The organism is Neobacillus sp. FW104-15D2 (assembly GCF_058790155.1).
Genome location: NZ_JBYTCJ010000011.1, coordinates 74,159 through 94,779, shown reverse-complemented (window position 1 = coordinate 94,779; position 20,621 = coordinate 74,159). Strand labels below are relative to the sequence as shown.

At 41.1% G+C, this 20,621-nt stretch carries 17 protein-coding genes; 4 read left to right on the top strand and 13 right to left on the bottom strand.

Annotated elements, in window-relative coordinates; translation table 11 throughout:
• Positions 1-220 precede the first annotated feature (220 nt).
• The 12 genes from AC3WR0_RS10970 to AC3WR0_RS10915 all read right to left on the bottom strand — a co-directional run bounded on the left by AC3WR0_RS10970 (position 221) and on the right by AC3WR0_RS10915 (position 17,333).
• A complete protein-coding gene (locus tag AC3WR0_RS10970; RefSeq protein WP_492552347.1) occupies positions 221-658 on the bottom strand; it encodes a BrxA/BrxB family bacilliredoxin in 438 nt (145 codons plus the stop codon).
• A gap of 272 nt (positions 659-930) precedes the next feature.
• Positions 931-2,049 (bottom strand): methylmalonyl Co-A mutase-associated GTPase MeaB, encoded by a 1,119-nt coding sequence (gene meaB, locus AC3WR0_RS10965; protein WP_492552346.1) that lies wholly within the window; start codon positions 2,047-2,049, stop codon positions 931-933.
• Positions 2,050-4,242, bottom strand: a complete 2,193-nt coding sequence (gene scpA, locus AC3WR0_RS10960) for a methylmalonyl-CoA mutase (protein WP_492552345.1) — start codon at positions 4,240-4,242, stop codon at positions 2,050-2,052.
• Positions 4,243-6,081 carry a methylmalonyl-CoA mutase family protein gene (locus AC3WR0_RS10955; RefSeq protein WP_492552344.1) on the bottom strand — a complete coding sequence of 613 codons (1,839 nt, stop codon included), beginning with the start codon at positions 6,079-6,081 and terminating at the stop codon, positions 4,243-4,245.
• A 556-nt stretch (positions 6,082-6,637) separates the two neighbouring features.
• On the bottom strand, positions 6,638-7,942 hold the full coding sequence (locus tag AC3WR0_RS10950; protein ID WP_492552343.1) for a dihydrolipoamide acetyltransferase family protein: 1,305 nt from the start codon (positions 7,940-7,942) through the stop codon (positions 6,638-6,640).
• Between the two features lie 352 nt (positions 7,943-8,294).
• Positions 8,295-9,278 (bottom strand): alpha-ketoacid dehydrogenase subunit beta, encoded by a 984-nt coding sequence (locus tag AC3WR0_RS10945; RefSeq protein WP_492552342.1) that lies wholly within the window; start codon positions 9,276-9,278, stop codon positions 8,295-8,297.
• 12 nt (positions 9,279-9,290) lie between these two features.
• Entirely contained in the window at positions 9,291-10,286 is a 996-nt protein-coding gene (locus AC3WR0_RS10940; RefSeq protein WP_492552341.1) for a thiamine pyrophosphate-dependent dehydrogenase E1 component subunit alpha, read from the bottom strand.
• Positions 10,287-10,317: 31 nt separating this feature from the next.
• Entirely contained in the window at positions 10,318-11,739 is a 1,422-nt protein-coding gene (lpdA, locus tag AC3WR0_RS10935) for a dihydrolipoyl dehydrogenase (RefSeq protein ID WP_492552340.1), read from the bottom strand.
• Positions 11,740-11,754: 15 nt separating this feature from the next.
• Positions 11,755-12,861: a butyrate kinase gene (gene buk / locus AC3WR0_RS10930; protein ID WP_492552339.1), complete on the bottom strand. Its 1,107-nt coding sequence runs from the start codon at positions 12,859-12,861 to the stop codon at positions 11,755-11,757.
• 228 nt (positions 12,862-13,089) lie between these two features.
• The gene (gene bcd, locus AC3WR0_RS10925; protein WP_492552338.1) at positions 13,090-14,190 is read right to left on the bottom strand and encodes a branched-chain amino acid dehydrogenase; all 1,101 of its coding nucleotides are present in this window, start codon (positions 14,188-14,190) and stop codon (positions 13,090-13,092) included.
• Positions 14,191-14,218: 28 nt separating this feature from the next.
• Positions 14,219-15,124, bottom strand: coding sequence for a phosphate butyryltransferase (gene yqiS, locus AC3WR0_RS10920; protein WP_492552337.1), 906 nt, complete (start codon positions 15,122-15,124; stop codon positions 14,219-14,221).
• A 151-nt stretch (positions 15,125-15,275) separates the two neighbouring features.
• Positions 15,276-17,333 carry a sigma-54 interaction domain-containing protein gene (locus tag AC3WR0_RS10915; RefSeq protein WP_492552336.1) on the bottom strand — a complete coding sequence of 686 codons (2,058 nt, stop codon included), beginning with the start codon at positions 17,331-17,333 and terminating at the stop codon, positions 15,276-15,278.
• Positions 17,334-17,510: 177 nt separating this feature from the next.
• On the opposite strand from AC3WR0_RS10915, the gene AC3WR0_RS10910 reads away from it, so the two are divergent.
• Positions 17,511-17,750, top strand: a complete 240-nt coding sequence (locus AC3WR0_RS10910; RefSeq protein ID WP_027323643.1) for a DUF2627 domain-containing protein — start codon at positions 17,511-17,513, stop codon at positions 17,748-17,750.
• Positions 17,751-17,759: 9 nt separating this feature from the next.
• On the opposite strand, the gene AC3WR0_RS10905 is transcribed toward AC3WR0_RS10910, so the two are convergent.
• Complete coding sequence (locus tag AC3WR0_RS10905; RefSeq protein ID WP_492552335.1) at positions 17,760-18,488, bottom strand: glycerophosphodiester phosphodiesterase; 729 nt, start codon at positions 18,486-18,488, stop codon at positions 17,760-17,762.
• 38 nt (positions 18,489-18,526) lie between these two features.
• On the opposite strand from AC3WR0_RS10905, the gene AC3WR0_RS10900 reads away from it, so the two are divergent.
• The 3 genes from AC3WR0_RS10900 (at position 18,527) to AC3WR0_RS10890 (ending at position 20,423) form a co-directional block, all read left to right on the top strand.
• Positions 18,527-18,667, top strand: coding sequence for a YycC family protein (locus tag AC3WR0_RS10900; RefSeq protein ID WP_492552334.1), 141 nt, complete (start codon positions 18,527-18,529; stop codon positions 18,665-18,667).
• A gap of 154 nt (positions 18,668-18,821) precedes the next feature.
• Positions 18,822-19,409, top strand: a complete 588-nt coding sequence (locus AC3WR0_RS10895) for a hypothetical protein (RefSeq protein ID WP_492552333.1) — start codon at positions 18,822-18,824, stop codon at positions 19,407-19,409.
• Positions 19,410-19,532: 123 nt separating this feature from the next.
• On the top strand, positions 19,533-20,423 hold the full coding sequence (locus AC3WR0_RS10890) for a CsxC family protein (RefSeq protein WP_492552332.1): 891 nt from the start codon (positions 19,533-19,535) through the stop codon (positions 20,421-20,423).
• Positions 20,424-20,621 lie beyond the last annotated feature (198 nt).

Genomic DNA, 20,621 nt, shown 5'->3' with positions numbered 1-20,621 from the left:
GTAATTAATGATATTTTATCCGATGTGAATAGTTTTTATCAAGCAATAACTTGGATTAATAATTATTCACTGTAATGGATTTTAACACATATTTATATTTATGCAAATATATTTTTAAAAATTAATTTTGCTATTATAATATATTCCTATTATGTTAATAATAAAAAAGGGCTGCACCCTTTGCCAACATAGCATCAGGGGCAGCCCTTCTCTTTCCTAATTATAGTTCTTCACAATATTTCTCGAAACCTTCTTGCAATTTTAATACAACAGACATTGGATCATGACCTTCAATTTGGTGCCTTTCCACCATCATACATAACTCACCATCTTTTAATAATGCAAATGAAGGTGAGGATGGCGGATAACCAGTGAAAAAGCTTCTTGCCTTTTCAGTAGCTTCTTTATCTTGTCCGGCAAATACAGTTACAAGCTGGTCCGGACGTTTGTCAAAATGAACTGCATGCGCTGCAGCAGGACGGGCAATTCCGCCTGCACATCCGCAAACCGAATTCACCATTACAAGAGTAGTTCCTTTTTGAGCTAGTACTTCTTCAACCTCTTCAGGCGTTTTAAGTTCTGAATATCCTGCAGAAACGATTTCTTGGCGTGCCTGGCGAACCACGTCGTTCATAAATAAATTAAAATCCATATTCATAAAGTTCACTCCTTGTGCTGTATTTTTCTTTTAGGTATACATACATGATACCAAGAGAAATTACCTAATTTCAAATAACTGAAATTTATTTAAGAAAAAAGTTTAATACTTCCAAAAGAGGGAAGTATTAAAGTACAGCTAGATCCATACCCCTAAACTCCCTAAATTGAGGATAGTATCATAAGATACTATCCGTTTTTTTTGTTTAAATCCAACATGTTAGCTTGAAGGAGCACGACTGAAATTCGAAAAAAAAGCGAATTCCCCCCGCTTCATTTATTTAAAAAGATCTTAAAAAGTGTATCCACGGCAGCTGCTACGGTTCTGTCTCCAGCAATAACCTCATTCTCTACTTTTGGAAGCAGTGCTTTTATTTCTGGATGATGAAAAAAACTGTACTGCAGCTGATCCGTTATCATGGAATATATCCATTCTCTTGACTGTTTTTTTCTTCTTTCCTCAAAGGTTCCCGAGTTCTCCCCGGTATGTTTAAAGTCACGGATAACTTCCCAGATTTTATCTATTCCCGTATTATCAAGTGATGAACATGTGTAAGCCCTAGAAGTCCAACCCTTTGTAGCTGGCTGAAGGAAATGCAGAATCTTATTGTATTCATGCTTCGTTTTTTCAGCGGGTAATTTATTGTCTCCATCTGCTTTATGGACAATAATGGCATCAGCAAGTTCCATAATTCCTTTTTTCATGCCCTGAAGCTCGTCACCTGCCCCTGTCAGAACCAGAAGCATAAAGAAATCCACCATCTCCCGGATAATAACCTCACTTTGGCCTACACCAACGGTTTCCACCAGAATGACATCAAAGCCGGCTGCCTCACAGATCAGCATTGCCTCGCGAGTTTTCCTGTGGACTCCTCCAAGCTTCCCACCAGAAGCAGAAGGTCGGATAAATGCAGAGGGATTTCTTGAAAGCTTCTCCATTCGTGTTTTGTCCCCAAGGATACTTCCTCCGCTAATACTCGAGCTGGGATCTATTGCGAGGACTGCCACCCGATGGCCAAGACTGCAGAGATAGAGCCCGAATGACTCGATAAAAGTACTTTTTCCGGCACCCGGGACTCCGGTAATTCCGATTCGAACAGATTTCCCCGATTGGGGCAGGAGCTTTTGCAGAAGACGCTGAGCCTCCTCGAAATGGTGCTCAGCATTACTCTCTACTAGAGTGATTGCTCTGGCGATATATTTCCTGTCTCCCTTTAAAACCCCTTCGTATAATTCCTCAATCGGCAGCTCTTGGTTTCGTTTTTTTTGAAATCGCAAACCTTTATGAATTATCTGATTCTGACTTGGCTGCTCAGTACCTTTTTTTATTAGGCTTGAAAAAACATCCGGCCTGCTAGGGTCACTCCATTCCGGCTTTTTGCCTTCAGTCATTTATTGAGCCACTTCCTCATAACCAAGCTGTTTATAAATTTCTTCGATTACTTTCTGAGCCGCTACAGGAATAACTGTTCCAGGGCCGAAAATAGCTGAAGCCCCGTTTTCCAATAGGAATGGGTAATCCTGAGCAGGAATAACCCCTCCAACAACCACTAAAATATCTTCCCTGCCGAGCTTCTTCAGTTCGTACACCAGCTGAGGAAGAAGCGTTTTATGTCCTGCTGCAAGCGAGCTTATTCCTATAACGTGTACATCATTTTCTACTGCCTGCAAAGCTGTTTCTTCAGGTGTCTGGAATAGCGGACCGATATCCACATCAAAGCCTAAATCGGCAAAAGCTGTAGCAATAATTTTGGCACCGCGGTCATGTCCATCCTGCCCCATTTTCGCAATCAGGATACGCGGTCTCCTGCCCTCATTTCCCAGAAACTCTTCTGTCATTTTAACTACTTCTGCAATTTCCTCTTCATTAGTAAATGCAGAACTGTATACTCCGCTTATTGAGCGAATGACAGCTTTATGCCGCTTCGCTACAATTTCAATCGAATCAGAAATTTCTCCGAGTGTTGCACGCACCCTTGCCGCCTTTACAGCAAGTTCCAGAAGATTTTGATCTCCTGTTTCTGCCCCCTTCGTTAGGGCAGCCAGTGCTTCCTGTACCTGGTTTTCATTTCTTCCATCTTTTAACTGCTGAAGTCTCTCAATTTGTTTCCGTCGAACGGCTGTATTATCTATGTCCAGAATATCAATCGGTTCTTCTTTTTCCAGTCTGTATCGGTTTACCCCTATGATCGCTTCCTTGCCTGAATCAATCTGCGCCTGTCTCCTGGCTGCTGCCTCTTCAATTTTCATTTTCGGTAGACCTGTTTCAATTGCTTTTGCCATACCTCCAAGGTTTTCTATCTCCTCAATATGTTTCCAAGCCCGCTCAATTAACTCATTTGTCAAAGTTTCTACATAATAAGAGCCAGCCCAAGGATCAATTACCTTTGTAATACCTGTTTCTTCCTGAAGGAAAAGCTGGGTATTTCTTGCTATTCTTGCAGAAAAATCGGTAGGCAGTGCAATAGCTTCATCCAGTGCATTGGTATGGAGGGATTGGGTATGCCCCATGACTGCGGCATGAGCTTCAATAAGTGTTCTTGTTACGTTATTGAATGGATCTTGTTCTGTAAGACTCCATCCGGAAGTTTGTGAATGTGTCCTAAGGGCCATTGATTTGGGATTTTGCGGATCAAAGGATTTCATCATTTTTGCCCAAATGAATCGGGCTGCTCTCATTTTCGCTACTTCCATAAAGTAATTCATCCCAACTGCCCAGAAAAATGACAGCCTAGGAGCAAAGGAGTCTATCTCGATTCCTGCCTTCAATCCAGTCCTAACATATTCCAGACCATCAGCCAAGGTATACGCCAGTTCCAGATCCGCAGGGGCTCCCGCCTCCTGCATATGGTATCCAGAAATACTAATGCTATTGAACTTTGGCATGTATTTTGATGTATATTCAAAAATATCCGCAATAATTTTCATCGACATTTCCGGCGGATAGATATACGTATTCCTCACCATATACTCTTTTAAAATATCATTTTGGATTGTGCCTGATAGTTTTTCCTGGCTGACGCCCTGTTCTTCGGCAGTAACGATAAAGAAAGCCAATATCGGAAGGACCGCCCCGTTCATTGTCATTGAAACCGACATCTGATCCAGCGGAATACCATCAAAGAGTACTTTCATATCGAGAATGGAATCAATTGCTACGCCTGCTTTACCTACATCTCCTACGACACGAGGATGGTCTGAATCATAGCCTCTATGTGTTGCCAGGTCGAATGCTACTGATAGCCCTTTCTGGCCCATGGCTAGATTTCGGCGGTAGAATGCGTTGCTTTCTTCGGCAGTTGAAAAACCTGCATATTGCCTAACAGTCCAAGGACGATTAACATACATCGTTGAATAAGGGCCTCTTGTATATGGAGCGATTCCCGGTTTCGAGTTCAGATGTTCCATTCCTTCAATATCTTCACTGGTATATAAAGGTTTAAGAGCAATTTGCTCATTTGTTTCGAACAAGAGATTTTCAAGAGAATCACTTACCTCTTTTTTGACTTTTTCCTTCCATTGTTCTTTTGAAAAGGAATTTTTGTTTTCAAAGAGTGATATATTTCGAAAGTCTGGCTTTTTCATTTAATTTTCACCCTCCTTTTCTTTCAGAATTGAAGAAAGGATTTGATAGCAATTACTTCTTATATGAATAAATTGATTTATTCCTGCCGCCAGCCATTTATCCTGTTCCTCTTTATCCGGCAGTCCAGCCAGATAAAAATGCATTTCTGGAAAATCAGCTTTAAGAGCTTTAAGCATAGCAAATCCGGACTCCTGGTATTGCTCATTTTGCCCGCAGAGGCAAAAATGATTTGTACCTAAAGATGATATGAATTTTTTTGCTTCTTCTTCTGTAAAGAGAGGTTCGCTTTTATCAGCTTTTATTCCGCCGGAGGATACAAATCCTGATATAAAATCAGTACGAGGTTTATGCTGTTTTAACTCTCCAAGACAAATTAATCCTATTGAAGGACTTGTTCCAGAATTCAATGCCAGTTTTTCAGACCTTCTGCGCAGTTCCTCGAATGGCTCCGCCAAACGGATTTGCTTTATCGGCTGTATACTTTCAAGCTTCATCAAAGCTGATGGCTGTTGCTGTTTCATTTTACCTTCAGCCGCTGTTTCCGAAAGATTGGCGTATGCGTTAGTTCCAATGATACTTTGTTTCCTTGTAAGAGCGTCCTGTTTTCTTTTTTCCCATACTTCTTGTATTTCCTGCTGAATCCAGCCTGATTTTAAACACTCTATTATTCCGCCCTTTGAATCTATTTCAAGAAATAGAGCCCAAGCCTTTTCAGCAAGTTCGTTTGTAAGTTCCTCAATATACCATGAACCTCCAGCAGGATCAGCAACCTTAGTCAAGTGAGCCTCTTCCTGGAGAATTAGCTGAGTATTTCTGGCGATTCTATTTGAAAGTGGTGTTGCCCCATGCAGTTCATCGAACGGACTGACATGAAGATATTGAACATTTCCAATGGCTGCTGCGAAAGCCTCATTTCCTGCCCGGAGAATATTTACATGCTTATCATAGATCGTTTTTGTAAACGAAGAGGTTTCAGCAGAAATATGCATCTTCCTAGCATATGCAGGAGCGTTATATGCTTCTGCTGCCTTATCCCAAAGAAGACGCGCCGCACGGAACTTGGCAATTTCCATGAAAAAATTTGCACCAATAGAAAATTGAAAAACCATTTTGGATAAAATAGCTTCAAGATCCATTCCCCGTTCAAGCAGCTTCTGTAAATAAAACGTACCTTCTGCAATAGAAATAGCTAGCTCCTGTACCGCGTTTGCTCCACCATTATGATAGGGTGTTGTGTTAACCAAAATAGTTTGAAGAGATGGCATTTTGTCATGATATTTTATCCAGCAATTGAAATTACTTTCAAGACTCGCCGGGATCATGCCCTCTTTTAAATAAAAGGATAACGGATCAAATCCAATATATCCTGCAGCTTTATCCCCAAGAGGAGCTAGAACTTCTAAAAAGTCCTCTTGCATATCCCCGGCATTAATAGCAAAAGGGTAATCCTGGTAAACCTCTTTTAAGGATTTTAATAGCAGGTCTTTCTCTTTTACTAGTTCTGGTGTCAGGTCAAAGGAAATTGTAGTTTGTCCTTTTTTAAATGCAGCTTGAAGGGCAGTCTCCAATTCACTGGCTGACTCTATTTTTAACGTTTGAGCCACCTTCCATTTTGATGGAGCAGGGTTAATCCCTCGTCTGTAATTGGGACCACCCGGATAATCTGAGTTATGGTTTTTAGAAGGTAAAGAATAAAGCGGTTTCAAAATAATGTTTTCATATGTATTGCTGTTTAAAGATTCCACGGATTTCCCCTTAAGGGCCCTTTCCGCTTCACTTCTCCAATCATTGTCCGTTTTTTCTGGAAATGATTGCTGGATAATATCTTTTAATTCCATCCAATCTGCCTCCTATGAAGACTGCTTACCGCCGAAAGCGGATAACCTGCATAATTGCACTAAAATTCTGACTCCCTTCTATTTTAGTACAGACCTATTATTCTAGCAATTCGAATGAGCCTTCTGCTTACCTGAAAGGGATGGAAACTTATTAATAAGTTATAGTTTTATCATCTAATTTACCCGATTTTTCTCTTTAGACGAAGAACTTCTACCTATTTCTCGGAAACTTCTACCTCTTTTTGCAAAACTTCACCCTCTTTTTCAAAATCTTCTACTTTTGATCCAGAAAGGACCGCTGCTGCCGATCCCTCTTACCTATCCTTCTCCCTTATTAGGCAGAACTTCTACTTATTTCTCGGAAACTTCTACCTCTTTTCGCAAAACTTCACCCTCTTTTTCAAAATCTTCTACTTTTGATCCAGAAAGGACCTGCACCAGCGTGTCACTCACCTACGAAGAAAAACCCTTTTTATCAATAACCCAAGGGGAGTTCAACACCATCCCCATTTAAAACGCAAAAAAAAGATGCCCCCTCTCGGAGCACCCTAAATGGTTAATATATAGAAGTTGTTGCTTTTGATGTATTTTCAAGGATTTCTTTAACTCGCTGCAGGAATCTTCCGCATATTAATCCGTCCAGTACACGGTGATCGAGTGACATACAAAGGTTAACCATATCACGAACTGCAATCATTCCGTTATTCATAACAACTGGGCGTTTTACAATTGACTCCACCTGGAGAATGGCTGCCTGCGGATAATTGATGATACCCATGGATTGGACAGAGCCAAAGGATCCAGTGTTATTGACAGTGAAGGTTCCACCCTGCATATCTTCAGACTTAAGCTGTCCTTTTCTTACCTTAACGGCAAGCTCAGTAATTTCACGGGCAATGCCTTTAATTGTTTTTTCATCAGCATTCCGGATTACAGGTACAAACAGTGCATCATCTGTTGCTACTGCTATATTCAGATTAATTTCCTTCTTCTGAATAATTTTATCACCGGCCCACATGGAATTAATTTGAGGGAATTCCTTTAGTGCCTGGGCCACTACTTTAACAAAGAAAGCGAAGAACGTTAAATTGAAGCCTTCTGTTTTCTTAAAGTCATCTTTAATACTGTTGCGATACTCTACCATATTTGTAGCATCTACTTCCATCATCATCCAGGCATGGGGAGCTTCGTGCTTGCTGCGAAGCATATTGGCAGCGATGGCTTTCCGCACACCATTCACTGGGATTTCAATATCACCAGGAGTAACAGGCACATTTACTGGTGCGGGAGTGGCAGGTCTAACAGGTTGAGCAGCTTGTGCTTCCGTGCGTTCTTCTACTGCAGGTGGCTGCGATACAGCTTGTTTTTCCCCAGCCTTTGGTATATTTCCTGATTCGATTAGCTTCAAAAGATCTTTTCTTGTAATTCGGCCACCGGCCCCGGTACCTTTTACCTGAGTCAAATCAATATTGTTTTCCTGAGAAATTTTTAAAACAGCTGGAGAATAACGAGCTTTGTTTGCTTGCTCTGCTTCTGGTGCCTCTCCCCCTGTTTTAACTTCTTCTTGTGTTGTCTCTCTTCCTTTGGCTTCTGCTGAAGTGGAATCTTCAGTTCCTTTTCCGCCTACTTCGATTGTCAGGATGACTTCGCCCACGGAAAGGGTATCACCTTCAGCAGCGATTAGTTCCTTAATCACACCCTCAAAGGAAGATGGCACTTCTGCATTTACTTTATCTGTCATAACCTCTGCAAGAGGATCGTATTTATTTACTTTATCACCGACAGAAACGAGCCACTTGCTGATTGTTCCTTCGGTAACACTTTCGCCTAATTGCGGCATTTTTATTTGTTCAATTGCCAAGGGGTACAGCCTCCTTTTTTACTGTCTAGTTCCTGCGTTCAGCGCTTAGTGTCCATCCCACTCCTCCCTGCGATAAGGCATCAACGAATCGTTTCACTCTTCGTGTTGTCTAGCTTCAGCGCCTAGGGGATCGAGGTCATAAGCCAATCCGTCGGAAGTTACAGAACAACCTTCTCGCCGCTCGTCTTATACTTGTCGGCCCTGTACAAGGCACTTACGCTTTTCATTTTCCTTTATCTCAGTCGAAGCGGGGGCCTGTACGATGCAGGTCAGAAAGGTGCTGCCATAAGACTTGGCGGAATCAGCCTTTCTTCAAATACCCTACAGCTCTTAACGAACGCTTCCGCATTTCCTAGTACTCTGCTAGTTCGCGCATTGCTTTTTCTACTTTATCCGGATTTATCATAAAGAATTTTTCCATTGTTGGCGAGTAAGGCATTGCTGGGACATCCGGACCCGCAAGACGCATAATCGGTGCATCAAGATCAAACAGACAGTTCTCAGCGATAATAGCTGATACCTCACTAATAATACTGCCTTCCTTGTTGTCTTCCGTTACAAGCAGTACTTTTCCTGTCTTGGAGGCAGCTTCCAAAATTGCTTCTTTATCAAGAGGATACACAGTTCTTAAATCAAGGATATGTGCAGAAATACCGTCCTTAGCAAGCTTCTCGGCAGCCTGTAGGGCAAAGTGGACGCAGAGACCATATGTGATTACAGTGATATCCTCCCCCTGGCGTTTTACATCGGCTTTGCCTATAGGAAGAACATAATCATCAGCAGGGACTTCCCCCTTAATTAGGCGGTATGCCCGTTTATGCTCGAAAAATAAAACAGGGTCTTCATCACGAATAGCAGCCTTTAGCAAGCCTTTTACATCATATGGAGTTGAAGGCATCACAATTTTTAATCCAGGCTGGTTGGCAAATACAGCTTCAACCGACTGGGAGTGATAAAGGGCACCATGAACTCCACCGCCATATGGAGCACGGATAACGATTGGGCAGTTCCAGTCATTATTTGAACGATAGCGAATCTTCGCCGCTTCTGAAATAATCTGATTTACCGCTGGCATAATAAAATCAGCAAACTGCATTTCAGCAATTGGGCGTAATCCGTACATAGCGGCTCCGATACCTACACCTGCTATTGCAGACTCAGCAAGCGGTGTATCAATCACTCGTTCTTCGCCAAATTGTTCGTATAAGCCTTGTGTGGCTTTAAATACTCCGCCTTTTAATCCTACGTCTTCGCCAAGTACGAATACCTTTTGATCTCTTTCCATTTCCTCACGAATTGCCATTGTTACTGCATCTATATAAGAAATTACAGCCATCTTAGTTCCCCCTTACTTTTCCGCGTACACATACTTCAACGCATCTTCACCAGGTGAGTATGGTGCGTTTTCGGCATAGTCGGTTGCTTCATTAACAATCTTCATGACACGGTCATTGATTTCTTTTTCCAAATCATCGCTCATGACACCTGTTTCTTTCAGATAAGCTCCAAAGGTGATAATGGGGTCAAGCGTTTTAGCTTTTGCGACTTCATCTGGTGCACGGTAACTGCGGTCATCATCATCTGAAGAGTGCGGTGTCAGCCGGTAAGAAACAGTTTCTACTAGTGTAGGGCCTTTTCCGCTTCGTGCACGGGTTGCCGCTTCTTTTACTACTTTGTACACCTCAAGAGGGTCATTACCATCCACTGTATATCCCGGCATCCCATAACCAATCGCCCGGTCAGAAACCTTTTCGCAAGCCAATTGCTTTTCAATTGGAACAGAGATAGCATATTTATTGTTTTCACACATAAAGATAACAGGCAATTTATGCACACCGGCAAAGTTTGCGCCTTCATGGAAATCTCCCTGGTTCGAGGAGCCCTCACCAAACGTAACAAACGTTAAAAGGTCTTTTCCTTCCATTTTACCTGCAAGCGCAATTCCGACTGCATGCGGCACCTGAGTGGTAACTGGCGAGGAACCTGTAACAATACGGTTTTTCTTTTGCCCAAAGTGCCCCGGCATTTGGCGGCTTCCAGAGTTTGGGTCCTCCGCTTTTGCAAAACCGGAAAGCATCAATTCTCTTGGAGTCATTCCAAAAGTTAATACAACTCCCATATCACGATAGTATGGAAGGACATAATCCTTTTCCTTGTCAAGAGCAAAGGCAGCACCAATTTGCGCCGCTTCCTGTCCCTGGCAGGAAATAACAAACGGAATTTTCCCCGCACGGTTTAAAAGCCACATACGTTCGTCAATGCGGCGAGCCATAAGCATTGTTTCATACATCTCCAAAACTTTATCATCACTTAAATCAAGTGCATGATGACGATTTTCAGTCATTCAATAAACCTCCCATTTGTTCGTAACAAATTTAAGAATGGATCGCTTTGCCATCAACTGCCAAGGCAGCTTCGCCGATTGCTTCTGACAATGTCGGATGTGGATGAATGGTATTCGCCACTTCCCAAGGTGTTGCATTCAAAACCATTGCAAGACCAGCTTCAGAAATCATATCTGTGACATGTGGACCGATCATATGCACACCTAAGATATCATCGGTATCTTTATCTGCAACAATTTTCACAAAACCGTCAGACTCGCCAAAAACAAGTGCCTTACCTATCGCCCGGAATGAAAACTTCCCTGTTTTTATATTAAAGCCCTGTTCTTTCGCCTGATCTTCTGTAAGTCCAACCTGGGCCACTTCCGGACTGCTATAGATACATTTTGGCACTAGATTGTAATCTAGTGGATGAGTATCTTCTCCGGCAATATGTTCAACTGCAATAATTCCTTCATGTGAGGCAACATGAGCTAATTGAAGTCCTCCAATAACATCCCCGATTGCATATATATGTGATTCTTTGGTCTGGAAAAATTCATTTGTCTGGATGAATCCTCTCTCAACCAGAATTTCGGTATTTTCTATGCCAATTCCTTCAACATTAGCCTGGCGTCCAACAGAGACGAGAATTTTTTCTCCCTTAAACTCCTTTACCTCACCTTTTACTTCTGCGGAAATGGATACTCCATTTTCTTTTGATAATGTTTCAGGCAATACCTTGGCACTTGTTACAATTTTTATGCCTTTTTTCTTCATCAGTCTTTGCATTTCCTTTGAAATCTCTTTATCTTCTGTTGGAATAATTCTATCTGCATATTCAATCACCGTTACTTGTGCTCCGAAGTCAGACAGCATGGAGGCCCATTCGATTCCAATGACTCCTCCGCCAACAATAATTATAGAATCTGGCAAGGTTTCCATAGATAGTGCCTCGTCGGAAGTCATGACGATTTCTCCATCAATCTCAAGGCCTTGCAATGAACGAGGGCGTGAACCGGTAGCCACGATTACATTTTTCGGAATTAGCATTTCATTTTCCTCGCCGCTGTTCATTTCCACTGAGATTGTACCTGGCATTGGAGAAAAGATGGAAGGACCTAAAATGCGTCCTGTACCCTCAAAAACGTCTATTTTCCCCTGCTTCATTAAATGCTGAACACCTTTATGCAGCTGGTCAATAATTTTATTTTTTCTCTCTTGGACTTTTGCAAAATTAAACGATACCTCGCCTGTTACAACTCCATATTCTTCGCTTTTTTTTGCTGTAGCAAATACTTCTGCACTTCTTAAAAGTGCTTTGCTGGGAATGCATCCTTTATGGAGGCAAGTTCCGCCCAGCTTGCCTTTTTCTACAATAGCCGTTTTTAAGCCAAGCTGGGATGCACGGATTGCAGCAACATATCCGCCTGTTCCTCCGCCTAGTATGACTAAATCATATTCCTGGGACATAAAAACCCCTCCTCATCACCTTACATTTTGGGTTTGAATCGTATTGGGATATTCCTTTACTTCCTCTTCACCTTTTAATACACGCAATGCCCCTTCGGCCAAAGCCTGGAGTTCATTTTCACCCGGATGGACAATGACATCTGCAATCCAGTTCACTCTGTCTGAAATCTGCCTTACAAAGCCTTTTCCGTATGCAAGACCTCCAGTTAAAATAATGGCATCCACTTTTCCTGAAAGCACGGCACTTGCTGCTCCTATCTCTTTGGCAACCTGATAGGCCATTGCCTCATATACCAGCTTTGCCTTCTCTTCTCCATTTTTAATCATTTTTTCTACTCTTATCGCATCATTTGTTCCCAGATAACCGACAAGACCGCCCTGACCAACCAGTTTTTTCATGATTTCTTCACGGAAATACTCTCCGGAATAGCAAAGTGCGACTAGGTCTCCGGCAGGGACAGTGCCTGCACGTTCAGGGCTGAATGGACCATCTCCATGGAGGCCGTTATTTACATCTATAACTCTTCCTTTTTTGTGGACCCCGACGGTAATGCCTCCACCCATATGAGTTACAATCAGATTCAGATCCTGATATCTCGCTCCCAGTTCCTTTGAAACTCTTCTTGCAACTGCTTTTTGATTTAGAGCGTGGAAGATGCTTTTCCTTTCTATCAAAGAAAAGCCAGAAATCCGTGCAATTGAATCCAGTTCATCTACCACCACAGGATCTACAATAAAGGAGGGGATGTTTAGCCCAGAAGCAATTTGATTGGCAATAATGCCTCCCAAATTGGAAGCGTGTTCGCCGCTAAATCCAGCCCGCAGATCTTCAAGCATTGCCTGATTAACAGCATATGTACCGCCTTCAATCGGTCTTAACAAACCGCCTCTGCCGCAAACCGCACTGAGTTTTGAAATATTGATGCCTTCACTATCAAGTGTTTCCAAAATCATGTTTTTCCTAAAATCATATTGTTCAATAATATTTTCAAAGTGTTTAACCGCATCTGCATCGTGGCGAATGGTTTTCTCCAAAATAGATATATCATTATCGAAAACCCCGATCTTTGTTGAGGTTGAGCCAGGATTGATGACGAGAATTCGATAGTTGTTTTCTTGCAAAGTATAAACCTCCCGAAGGTTTCATTTTAACGTCCGTAAAGCAGGATTTCCCCTTACTGCTTTTCCGGTAAAGGAGAGCTTAAAGACTGATCAAATTCCACCCTATCCGCCTGTTTCTCTAAAGCAAAGGGCGCTGAACCTTAATTCAGCGCTCTTCTATTTAAAAAATTGGCCTTTTATTTGGAACAGCTTTCCCTTTAAAGCGGCTCCCTTATATTCCTCCGCTCTTTATTTAGGTCTGCGGCTTAGAATATGATGGCCGTTTTGTAAAAACTGGCTTCGGGAATTACGCATTCTTTCAATTCTTTCTTCTACCATGCGGTCGGCTGCAACATAAGTTGGAATACCGTCACGTTTAGCAATATCAATTACTTTTTCAACGTTCGCATATACTTGCTCAACCTTTTTCATTGCACGGTCACGATTATAGCCATAAAGCTCATCCGCTACGTTAATTACACCGCCGGCATTTATAACATAGTCAGGTGCATAGACAATCCCCATTTCATGGATGATATCACCATGCTGAGTGTCCTTCAGCTGATTATTTGCAGCTCCAGCAATAACTTTTGCTTTAATTTGGGGAATTGTTTGGTCATTAATTACAGCACCAAGTGCACATGGTGCATATATATCACATTCAACACCATAAATTTCATTAGGTTCAACAGCTTTTGCACCAAACTCTTCGACTGCACGCTGAACGGCTTCTTTATTAATGTCAGTAACAATTAACTGTGCTCCTTCTTCATGGAGATGTCGGCACAGGTTAAAGGCTACATTTCCCACACCCTGAACTGCGACCACTTTTCCTTCAAGAGAATCAGTTCCGAATGCTTCTTTTGCAGCTGCTTTCATACCGCGGTATACTCCATAGGCTGTTACAGGAGAAGGATTTCCTGAGGACCCAAATGCAGGTGAAATACCAGTTACATAATCGGTTTCCTCATGAATTAAATCCATATCTGCTACTGTTGTTCCTACATCTTCAGCTGTGATATACCGGCCATTCAAGCCTTGAATGTAGCGCCCGAAAGCCCTGAACATTTCCTCGTTCTTATCTTTGCGGGGGTCCCCGATAATAACGGTTTTACCTCCGCCAAGGTTTAAACCAGCTGCTGCATTTTTATATGTCATTCCTTTTGCAAGGCGAAGTGCATCCTCGATAGCTGCTTCTTCTGATTCATAAGTCCACATACGCGTTCCGCCAAGTGCCGGTCCTAATGTTGTATCATGGATAGCAATAATAGCTTTTAAACCTGATGATTTATCCTGGCAGAATACTACTTGTTCATAATCATATTTCTCTAGATACTTGAAAATTTCCATTTATGATTCCTCCCCAAATTAGAAAAAACTAGTTTGAAACAGAGCATAATGCCAAAGCAAGTGAGTATAGTTTGCTTTCTGCTGTATCTGATCTTGACGTTAGTACAATTGGCGCCTTGGCACCCGCGATGACTCCGCCCACTTTTGCATTTGCAAAATAAACGAGGGATTTATATAGTGCATTCCCAACTTCAATAGTTGGTACTAACAGAATATCAGCTTTTCCTGCCACTTTTCCCGTAATGCCTTTGTGCTCGGCCGCAAAAACTGATACGGCATTATCAAGGGCAAGCGGCCCTTCTACTATACAGCCGTTTATTTGCCCCCTCATGTTCATAACAGTCAGGGCAGCGGCATCCAGAGTTGCCTGCATAGCTGGATTTACAACCTCTACGGCAGCAAGTGGCGCTACTCTTGGATTCTCAATCCCAATAGACCTAGCTATTGAAACGGCATTTTTGATAATTTGTACTTTCTGCTCCAGGTCGGGAGCAATATTCATTCCTGAATCTGTAATAAGTATCAGCTTGTCGTAACCAGGAATTTCAAATACAGCTGTATGTGAAAGGATGTTTCCAGTTCTCAAGCCATAGTCTTTATTTAATACTGCTTTTAAAAGCAAGGAGGTCGGTATATTACCCTTCATTAAAACATGTGCCTCACTGTTTTTAACGGATTTTACAGCTTCCTCTGCAGCAGCATTATTTGAATCCACATGTATAATCTTAATCCGGCAGTCTTCTTCCCCTTTCGGGTATTTTTCTTTTATTAGAGCAAGGATTTTCTCCCTGTTTCCAAATAAGATAAAACGGGCCAGATTAGAATCGAGAGCATGGGCCACAGCTTCGATTACTTCTTCGTCTTCAGCTGCCGCTACCGCTACGGTTTTGGTATCAAGCCGGGCTGCTCTGTCAATGTACGTTTTGAGCTGCAAATTCTGTTCAACCCCTTTTCAAAACTTAAGCATCCAATTTAATTAATGCAAGTTTCGTGCCAAATGAAAAAACCAATGAAAGCGCTTTATTTTCCTGTGAGGTACCCTGCAAGTTTTTTCACAGTACGAAATTTTTTGCATGCTAGTTTTTTCAATCAATCTCGTATTTCTGCAGTTTATAATATAAATTTCTCACTGACAGTCCTAATACTCTTGCCGTAGAAGTTTTATTTCCGTTCATTTGCTCGAGTTTTTCACGGATTAATTTTTTCTCATACGCTTCTAGTAACTCACCTAAGGGTACATTGTTTTGTCCTGTTAAAGTGTTTTTAAAATCGGCTTGTTCCTTTTTCAAACCACTCTTAAGCTCTGGAAGGTACTTTACGTCTATAGCCACTTCATGGTAACCCATAAAAATAATGGCCCTTCCGAGAATATTTTCAAGTTCTCTTACATTACCAGGCCAATCGTATTCCTTTAACTGAGCCAGCGCCCCCTCAGTAACATATTCTACATTTCGGCCATAGTCCTGATTGATTTTATGTATTAATTTATCGCAGAGCAAGGGAATTTCTTCTCTTCGTTTTCTCAAAGGTGGAATATGGATTGGCATTCTGTTAAGCCGATAGTATAAATCTTCCCTGAATGTACCGTTTGCCATTCCTTTTTCAAGATTAACATTAGTCGCAGCAATTACCCTTACATTAATCGTAAGTGCTTTAGTACCTCCGACTCTCGTAATTTCATTTTCCTGCAGAACCCTTAACAACTTTGCCTGTGTACTAAGTGAGATTTCTCCAATTTCATCAAGAAAAATACTTCCATTGTTTGCTTCTTCAAACAAGCCTCTTTTTCCGCCCCTTTTAGCACCGGAAAAAGCTCCTTCTTCATAGCCAAACAATTCACTTTCAAGGAGTGATTCAGATATAGCAGCACAATTCACGCGGATAAATTTATTGTATTTCCGATCACTTGCATTATGGATGGCATGGGCAAACAGTTCCTTACCAGTTCCAGATTCCCCTCGAAGAAGTACAGTAGCGGGTGTTTTTGCTCCCAGCTTAGCCTGGTCAATCGCCAGCCTCATTTCTTCCGAGGTACCAATAATATCCTCAAAAGTATATTTTGCCTCTAATGTCCGAATAATTTGTCTTGCTCTGCTTAATTCCCTGCTGAGCGATTTTATTTCCGACATGTCATGTATAACGCCTACACTGCCCTTTAATTTCCCTTTAACAATAATAGGGGCAACGTTGACCACCACTTCTTTTTTCGCAGGACCAACACGCATTGCGGTACCTCTGACAGCCCTTCTAGTTTGGAGGACCTTCATATGCATACTTTCCCCTTCGGAAATATCAGCAGTAGCAGGCATTCCGATAACTTGCTCCTGTGACAGCCCAGTAATTCGTGTATAGGCTGGATTTATTAGAATACCTTTTCCCTCTTCATCTACTACCGATATGGCATCATCGCTAGATTGAATAATCGCCTGGAGCATGGTCTGAATTTCTTTAAGGTTTGTAATTTCTTCTGCAAGATTTACTACCTCAGTAATATCTTTAAAAACAGCAAAAGCTCCGATCAAATTATTTTTTTCATCGATAATTGGAATACGGGTTGTAATAATTTTCAGCCCATCATTAAGAAGCATTTCCTGATTGGCTTCAGCCTTTCTAGTCTCAAGTACACGAGGAAGGCGGCTTTGTGGAATAATTTCTCTTATGTATTTCCCGATCGCATCTTCTTTACGGATTTCCATCATTTCCTGAGCTCTGCGGTTAAACAGGATGGTAATGCCCTTATTATCAATAACCACCATACCATCATCGATGGAATTGAAAATTAAATCCTGCTGATAAGATACATTTCGGTGTTTATCTATTAGGTCTTCCTTTTCTTCTATTAGCTTAGCCATTAAGTAGGCCACACTGCCCGGTATTACGACTGTATCCTTTTTACGGACCTCCATCAGTTCCTGAAAAACTTTGTGATCTCCCGTTACTTCAATGATAATATCAATCGGGTCATTCATAAAAAGATGCCAATCAATTCCCGTCCTGATACCAAGACTTTGAGCAAGCAATATACCAGCTGCGTCCTCATTTCGGTCAATAACAGCTACTACATTCAGAACATCCGTTTCTTTTAATATGGTTAATATGGCTGTTCCGCCTTTGCCAGCCCCAATTATCATTACATTTTGCATGTCTCACACCCCTTCTGAGTTTTTATTAAAAATAGTGGTAATGAGAAATTTTTCATACTTTTAAAAATTAAATCTGCAAATTCTTTCATATTCATTTTATAAATATTTGAGCGGCTTGACAAATTTGATTAATATAATATGATTTTTGGGAAGGAATATTTTTGGGAGAGGATCACCATGCAGCGAATAATCGCATTAATAATAATGCTTATCCCAGGTTTTCTAGCCGCATTCGGGATTAAATTAATGAGAGATATGATTTTTGGAAGACTAATGGCTCCAATCCCGTCACTTCCGCTCCAATTTTTAGCCGGCCTCGTTTTATTTATAGTCGGCTTATGGTTTGTTGGTGGTTTTATTTTGCATCGTGACAGGAAACGAAACAAAGTACAGACTAGGTTTCAAAACAAAAATTAAAGAGACCATTTATGGTCTCTTTTCATATTGTTTCCTTATTCTTAACGCTTTTATAGGATCATCGGTAATTATAGCTGAACAGCCTGCTTTGTATAGCCTTTGCATATCTGATTCTTTATTTACTGTATAGGGCCTTACTGCAATACCATGCTGTTCTGAAAGACGAACGATTTCATCTGTCGCCGCTATGTGTTTTGGGTGAATTCCTCCTGCTCGTATTGACTGAGCATAAATCCAGGGCATATACAGCCCCTCCGAATAAAGGGGAGCCGTTTCAATTTCTGGTGCATGCCTATAGCAATGGACGATGCTATAATGATTGAAAGAAGAAAGGATGATTCGGTGGGATAAACCATAGTCACGAATCAAACCAATCACTTTTTCTTCCATTCCATCGTAAGGCAAAATACTATTTTTCAATTCGATATTACAAATTAGTTTATTGGTTTTCATCCACTCCAGAACTTCAATAAGGGAAGGAATCGGCTCTTTCTTTAGTCCAGTTTTATTCGCATTCAAGGTCCGAAGCTCTTTATATGTAAAATCTTTTACAAATCCACTGCCGCTTGTAGTTCTGTCTACCTTTTCATCATGGATGACAACGACTTCGCCGTCTTTTGTCAGCTGGGCATCCAGCTCAATGCCGTCACAGTCCGTTTTACCTGCCTCTAGAAATGCAAGCATGGTATTTTCCGGATAAAGGGCTGAGTAGCCTCTGTGAGCGAAAATTTGCGTCATATGAACACTTCCTAACTTTAAAAAATTGGAGGATTAAAATGAGACCATTACCTATATCCGCTGAAACAGCAATTAAACTTTCCGAACAGTTAAAAATCCCTGTTGAACAGCTTATGCATATGCCACAACATATTCTTATGCAAAAGATGCTAGAACTGGAGAAGAAGGAAAAAGAGTAAATTTGAAATGCTCCTCACGCAGTCACAAACGACTGCGTTTTTTTGTCCTTATGATATATTGCAGGAAAACAATCAATTTATTTTCATAAAAGTTTTAGACAAGGTTGTTTTATCATATTTTAAAATAAAGTGGCCGGATCGGGAGGGAGTCAAAATGGGACATTACAATGGACAAAACCCTTATTCTAGTCAAAATACTGATATAAATAAAGGCTCCGAACAAAATTCTTCCTCCCGCAGAATAAAAGCGAGTATTGAAATTGCTCATTCTCAGCTTGAGTTTCAAATTAGCAAAAAAATAAAAATGAGCTCGAAGGTAAATGAAATAAGTAATCTTACATGGAAGACAGGGCCATCCAAGTACCAAATAAACATCTTAGCCAGCCGGCTATGGATTGCAGGTACTTTTACGGGTCAAATTACATATACAAAAACAAGTGATTCGCTTGTCCACCAGCAAAGCATCTCCCTTCCCTGGAAAAAAACCTTTGGCATAACTTTTTTGTACCCACCCGTAATGCCCTTAAACGATGAAATAGTCCATTATAATCTTCCGCAAGACAATCAAGTTCATTATGAACAAACTATTTATCATCACGATTCCCCAGAACTCACCATAGAAACCACAAAATTACTGACTTCACAGCAAACAGCCATCATTCAGAATTCAGCTTATCTTATTTTGGATATAAATTGTGAAATGGAATACTCAATTTTTCAGAATCAAATTGTCTCTTTTTAGGCTTTCAGGAAAAAATCGGGTATTTTTCTTAATTTGGGGAATTTACCCGGTGAATGTGTCCATACCAGAACCTTTTGCCGGCATATGCTGAAATGGAAAAAGAAGCGAAAGGGGAAAATGTAAATGTCATTTTTTGGACATAACGATAAGAAGGTTGTAAAATCCTCTGTACAACAGGAGGCAACTAATGTAAATGTTACACCAGAAGTAGCCAATGCTTTTCCATTTATAAAAGTTCCAGTGGTACTTGGGGAAGTTACTGTACAAATTGATTTAGATTCTACTATTACTTTTCCAGAGCCTGTTCTAGAAATCAAAGTAATCAAGAAAAGCCTGAAATTGGTTCAATGCAGACTTTTACTGCCTACAAATAAATTATTTTTAAAAGGCTTTGTCCGCAAAAATATTCAATACGCCACTCCAAACAAGGGCGGAAAAGATCATGTATCCTCTACCATCAAATCTTTAACAGTGGATGTTCCATTCCAGGTTGTTACTCAAATTGATTTTATTAGCCAGCCGGTATTCAAGATGGGACCTAAAACATCAGAATTTAAATATTTTAAATCCAGCCCGCTTCCTACTGGATTCTCTTCTAAAGAACACCTGCTTTCAGGAGACTTTACAGAATACAATCAAATCAGCGGCGAAGTCTTTAACGAGCTTCCTTTCTGCGAACTGCTTTCCAGCAGGTTTATTGAAATGGATGAAGCTCTAAACAGAGAAATGGGCCATGTCTGGAGCCATGATGGCGAAATCTGCGCACCATTTGAAGAAGGAACCTTCACTGAAATGGAAGAAAAAATGGTAATTGAATTAACCTTAAAAGTTCTTCAAAACCAGCAGGTTCACATTCAAGAACCTACTAGGCATGAATCTTCATGCAATTATGAGGAAATTAATCCAAGTTACGACAGTGGCCAACAAGGACACCAAGGACCTCAGGGGCCTCAGGGATACCAAGGACCTCAGGGACCCCAAAACCATGGAAGAGGCGGCGGCTGGAGATTTTAAAGTTAATAAACCCAAAGAGCATATTCCTGAACGAAATATGCTCTTTCTTTTTTAGAAAACTAGGAGGCAGCCGAGCATTTAGCGATACAGAGCAGTGTTACGCTTTATCACGCTCGTAACGGCAAATTCTCGAAAAAGCTATGCTTTTTCTTCGTACGATGCAAAGTGGACAAATACTTCCTTATCCGTCGTACATTT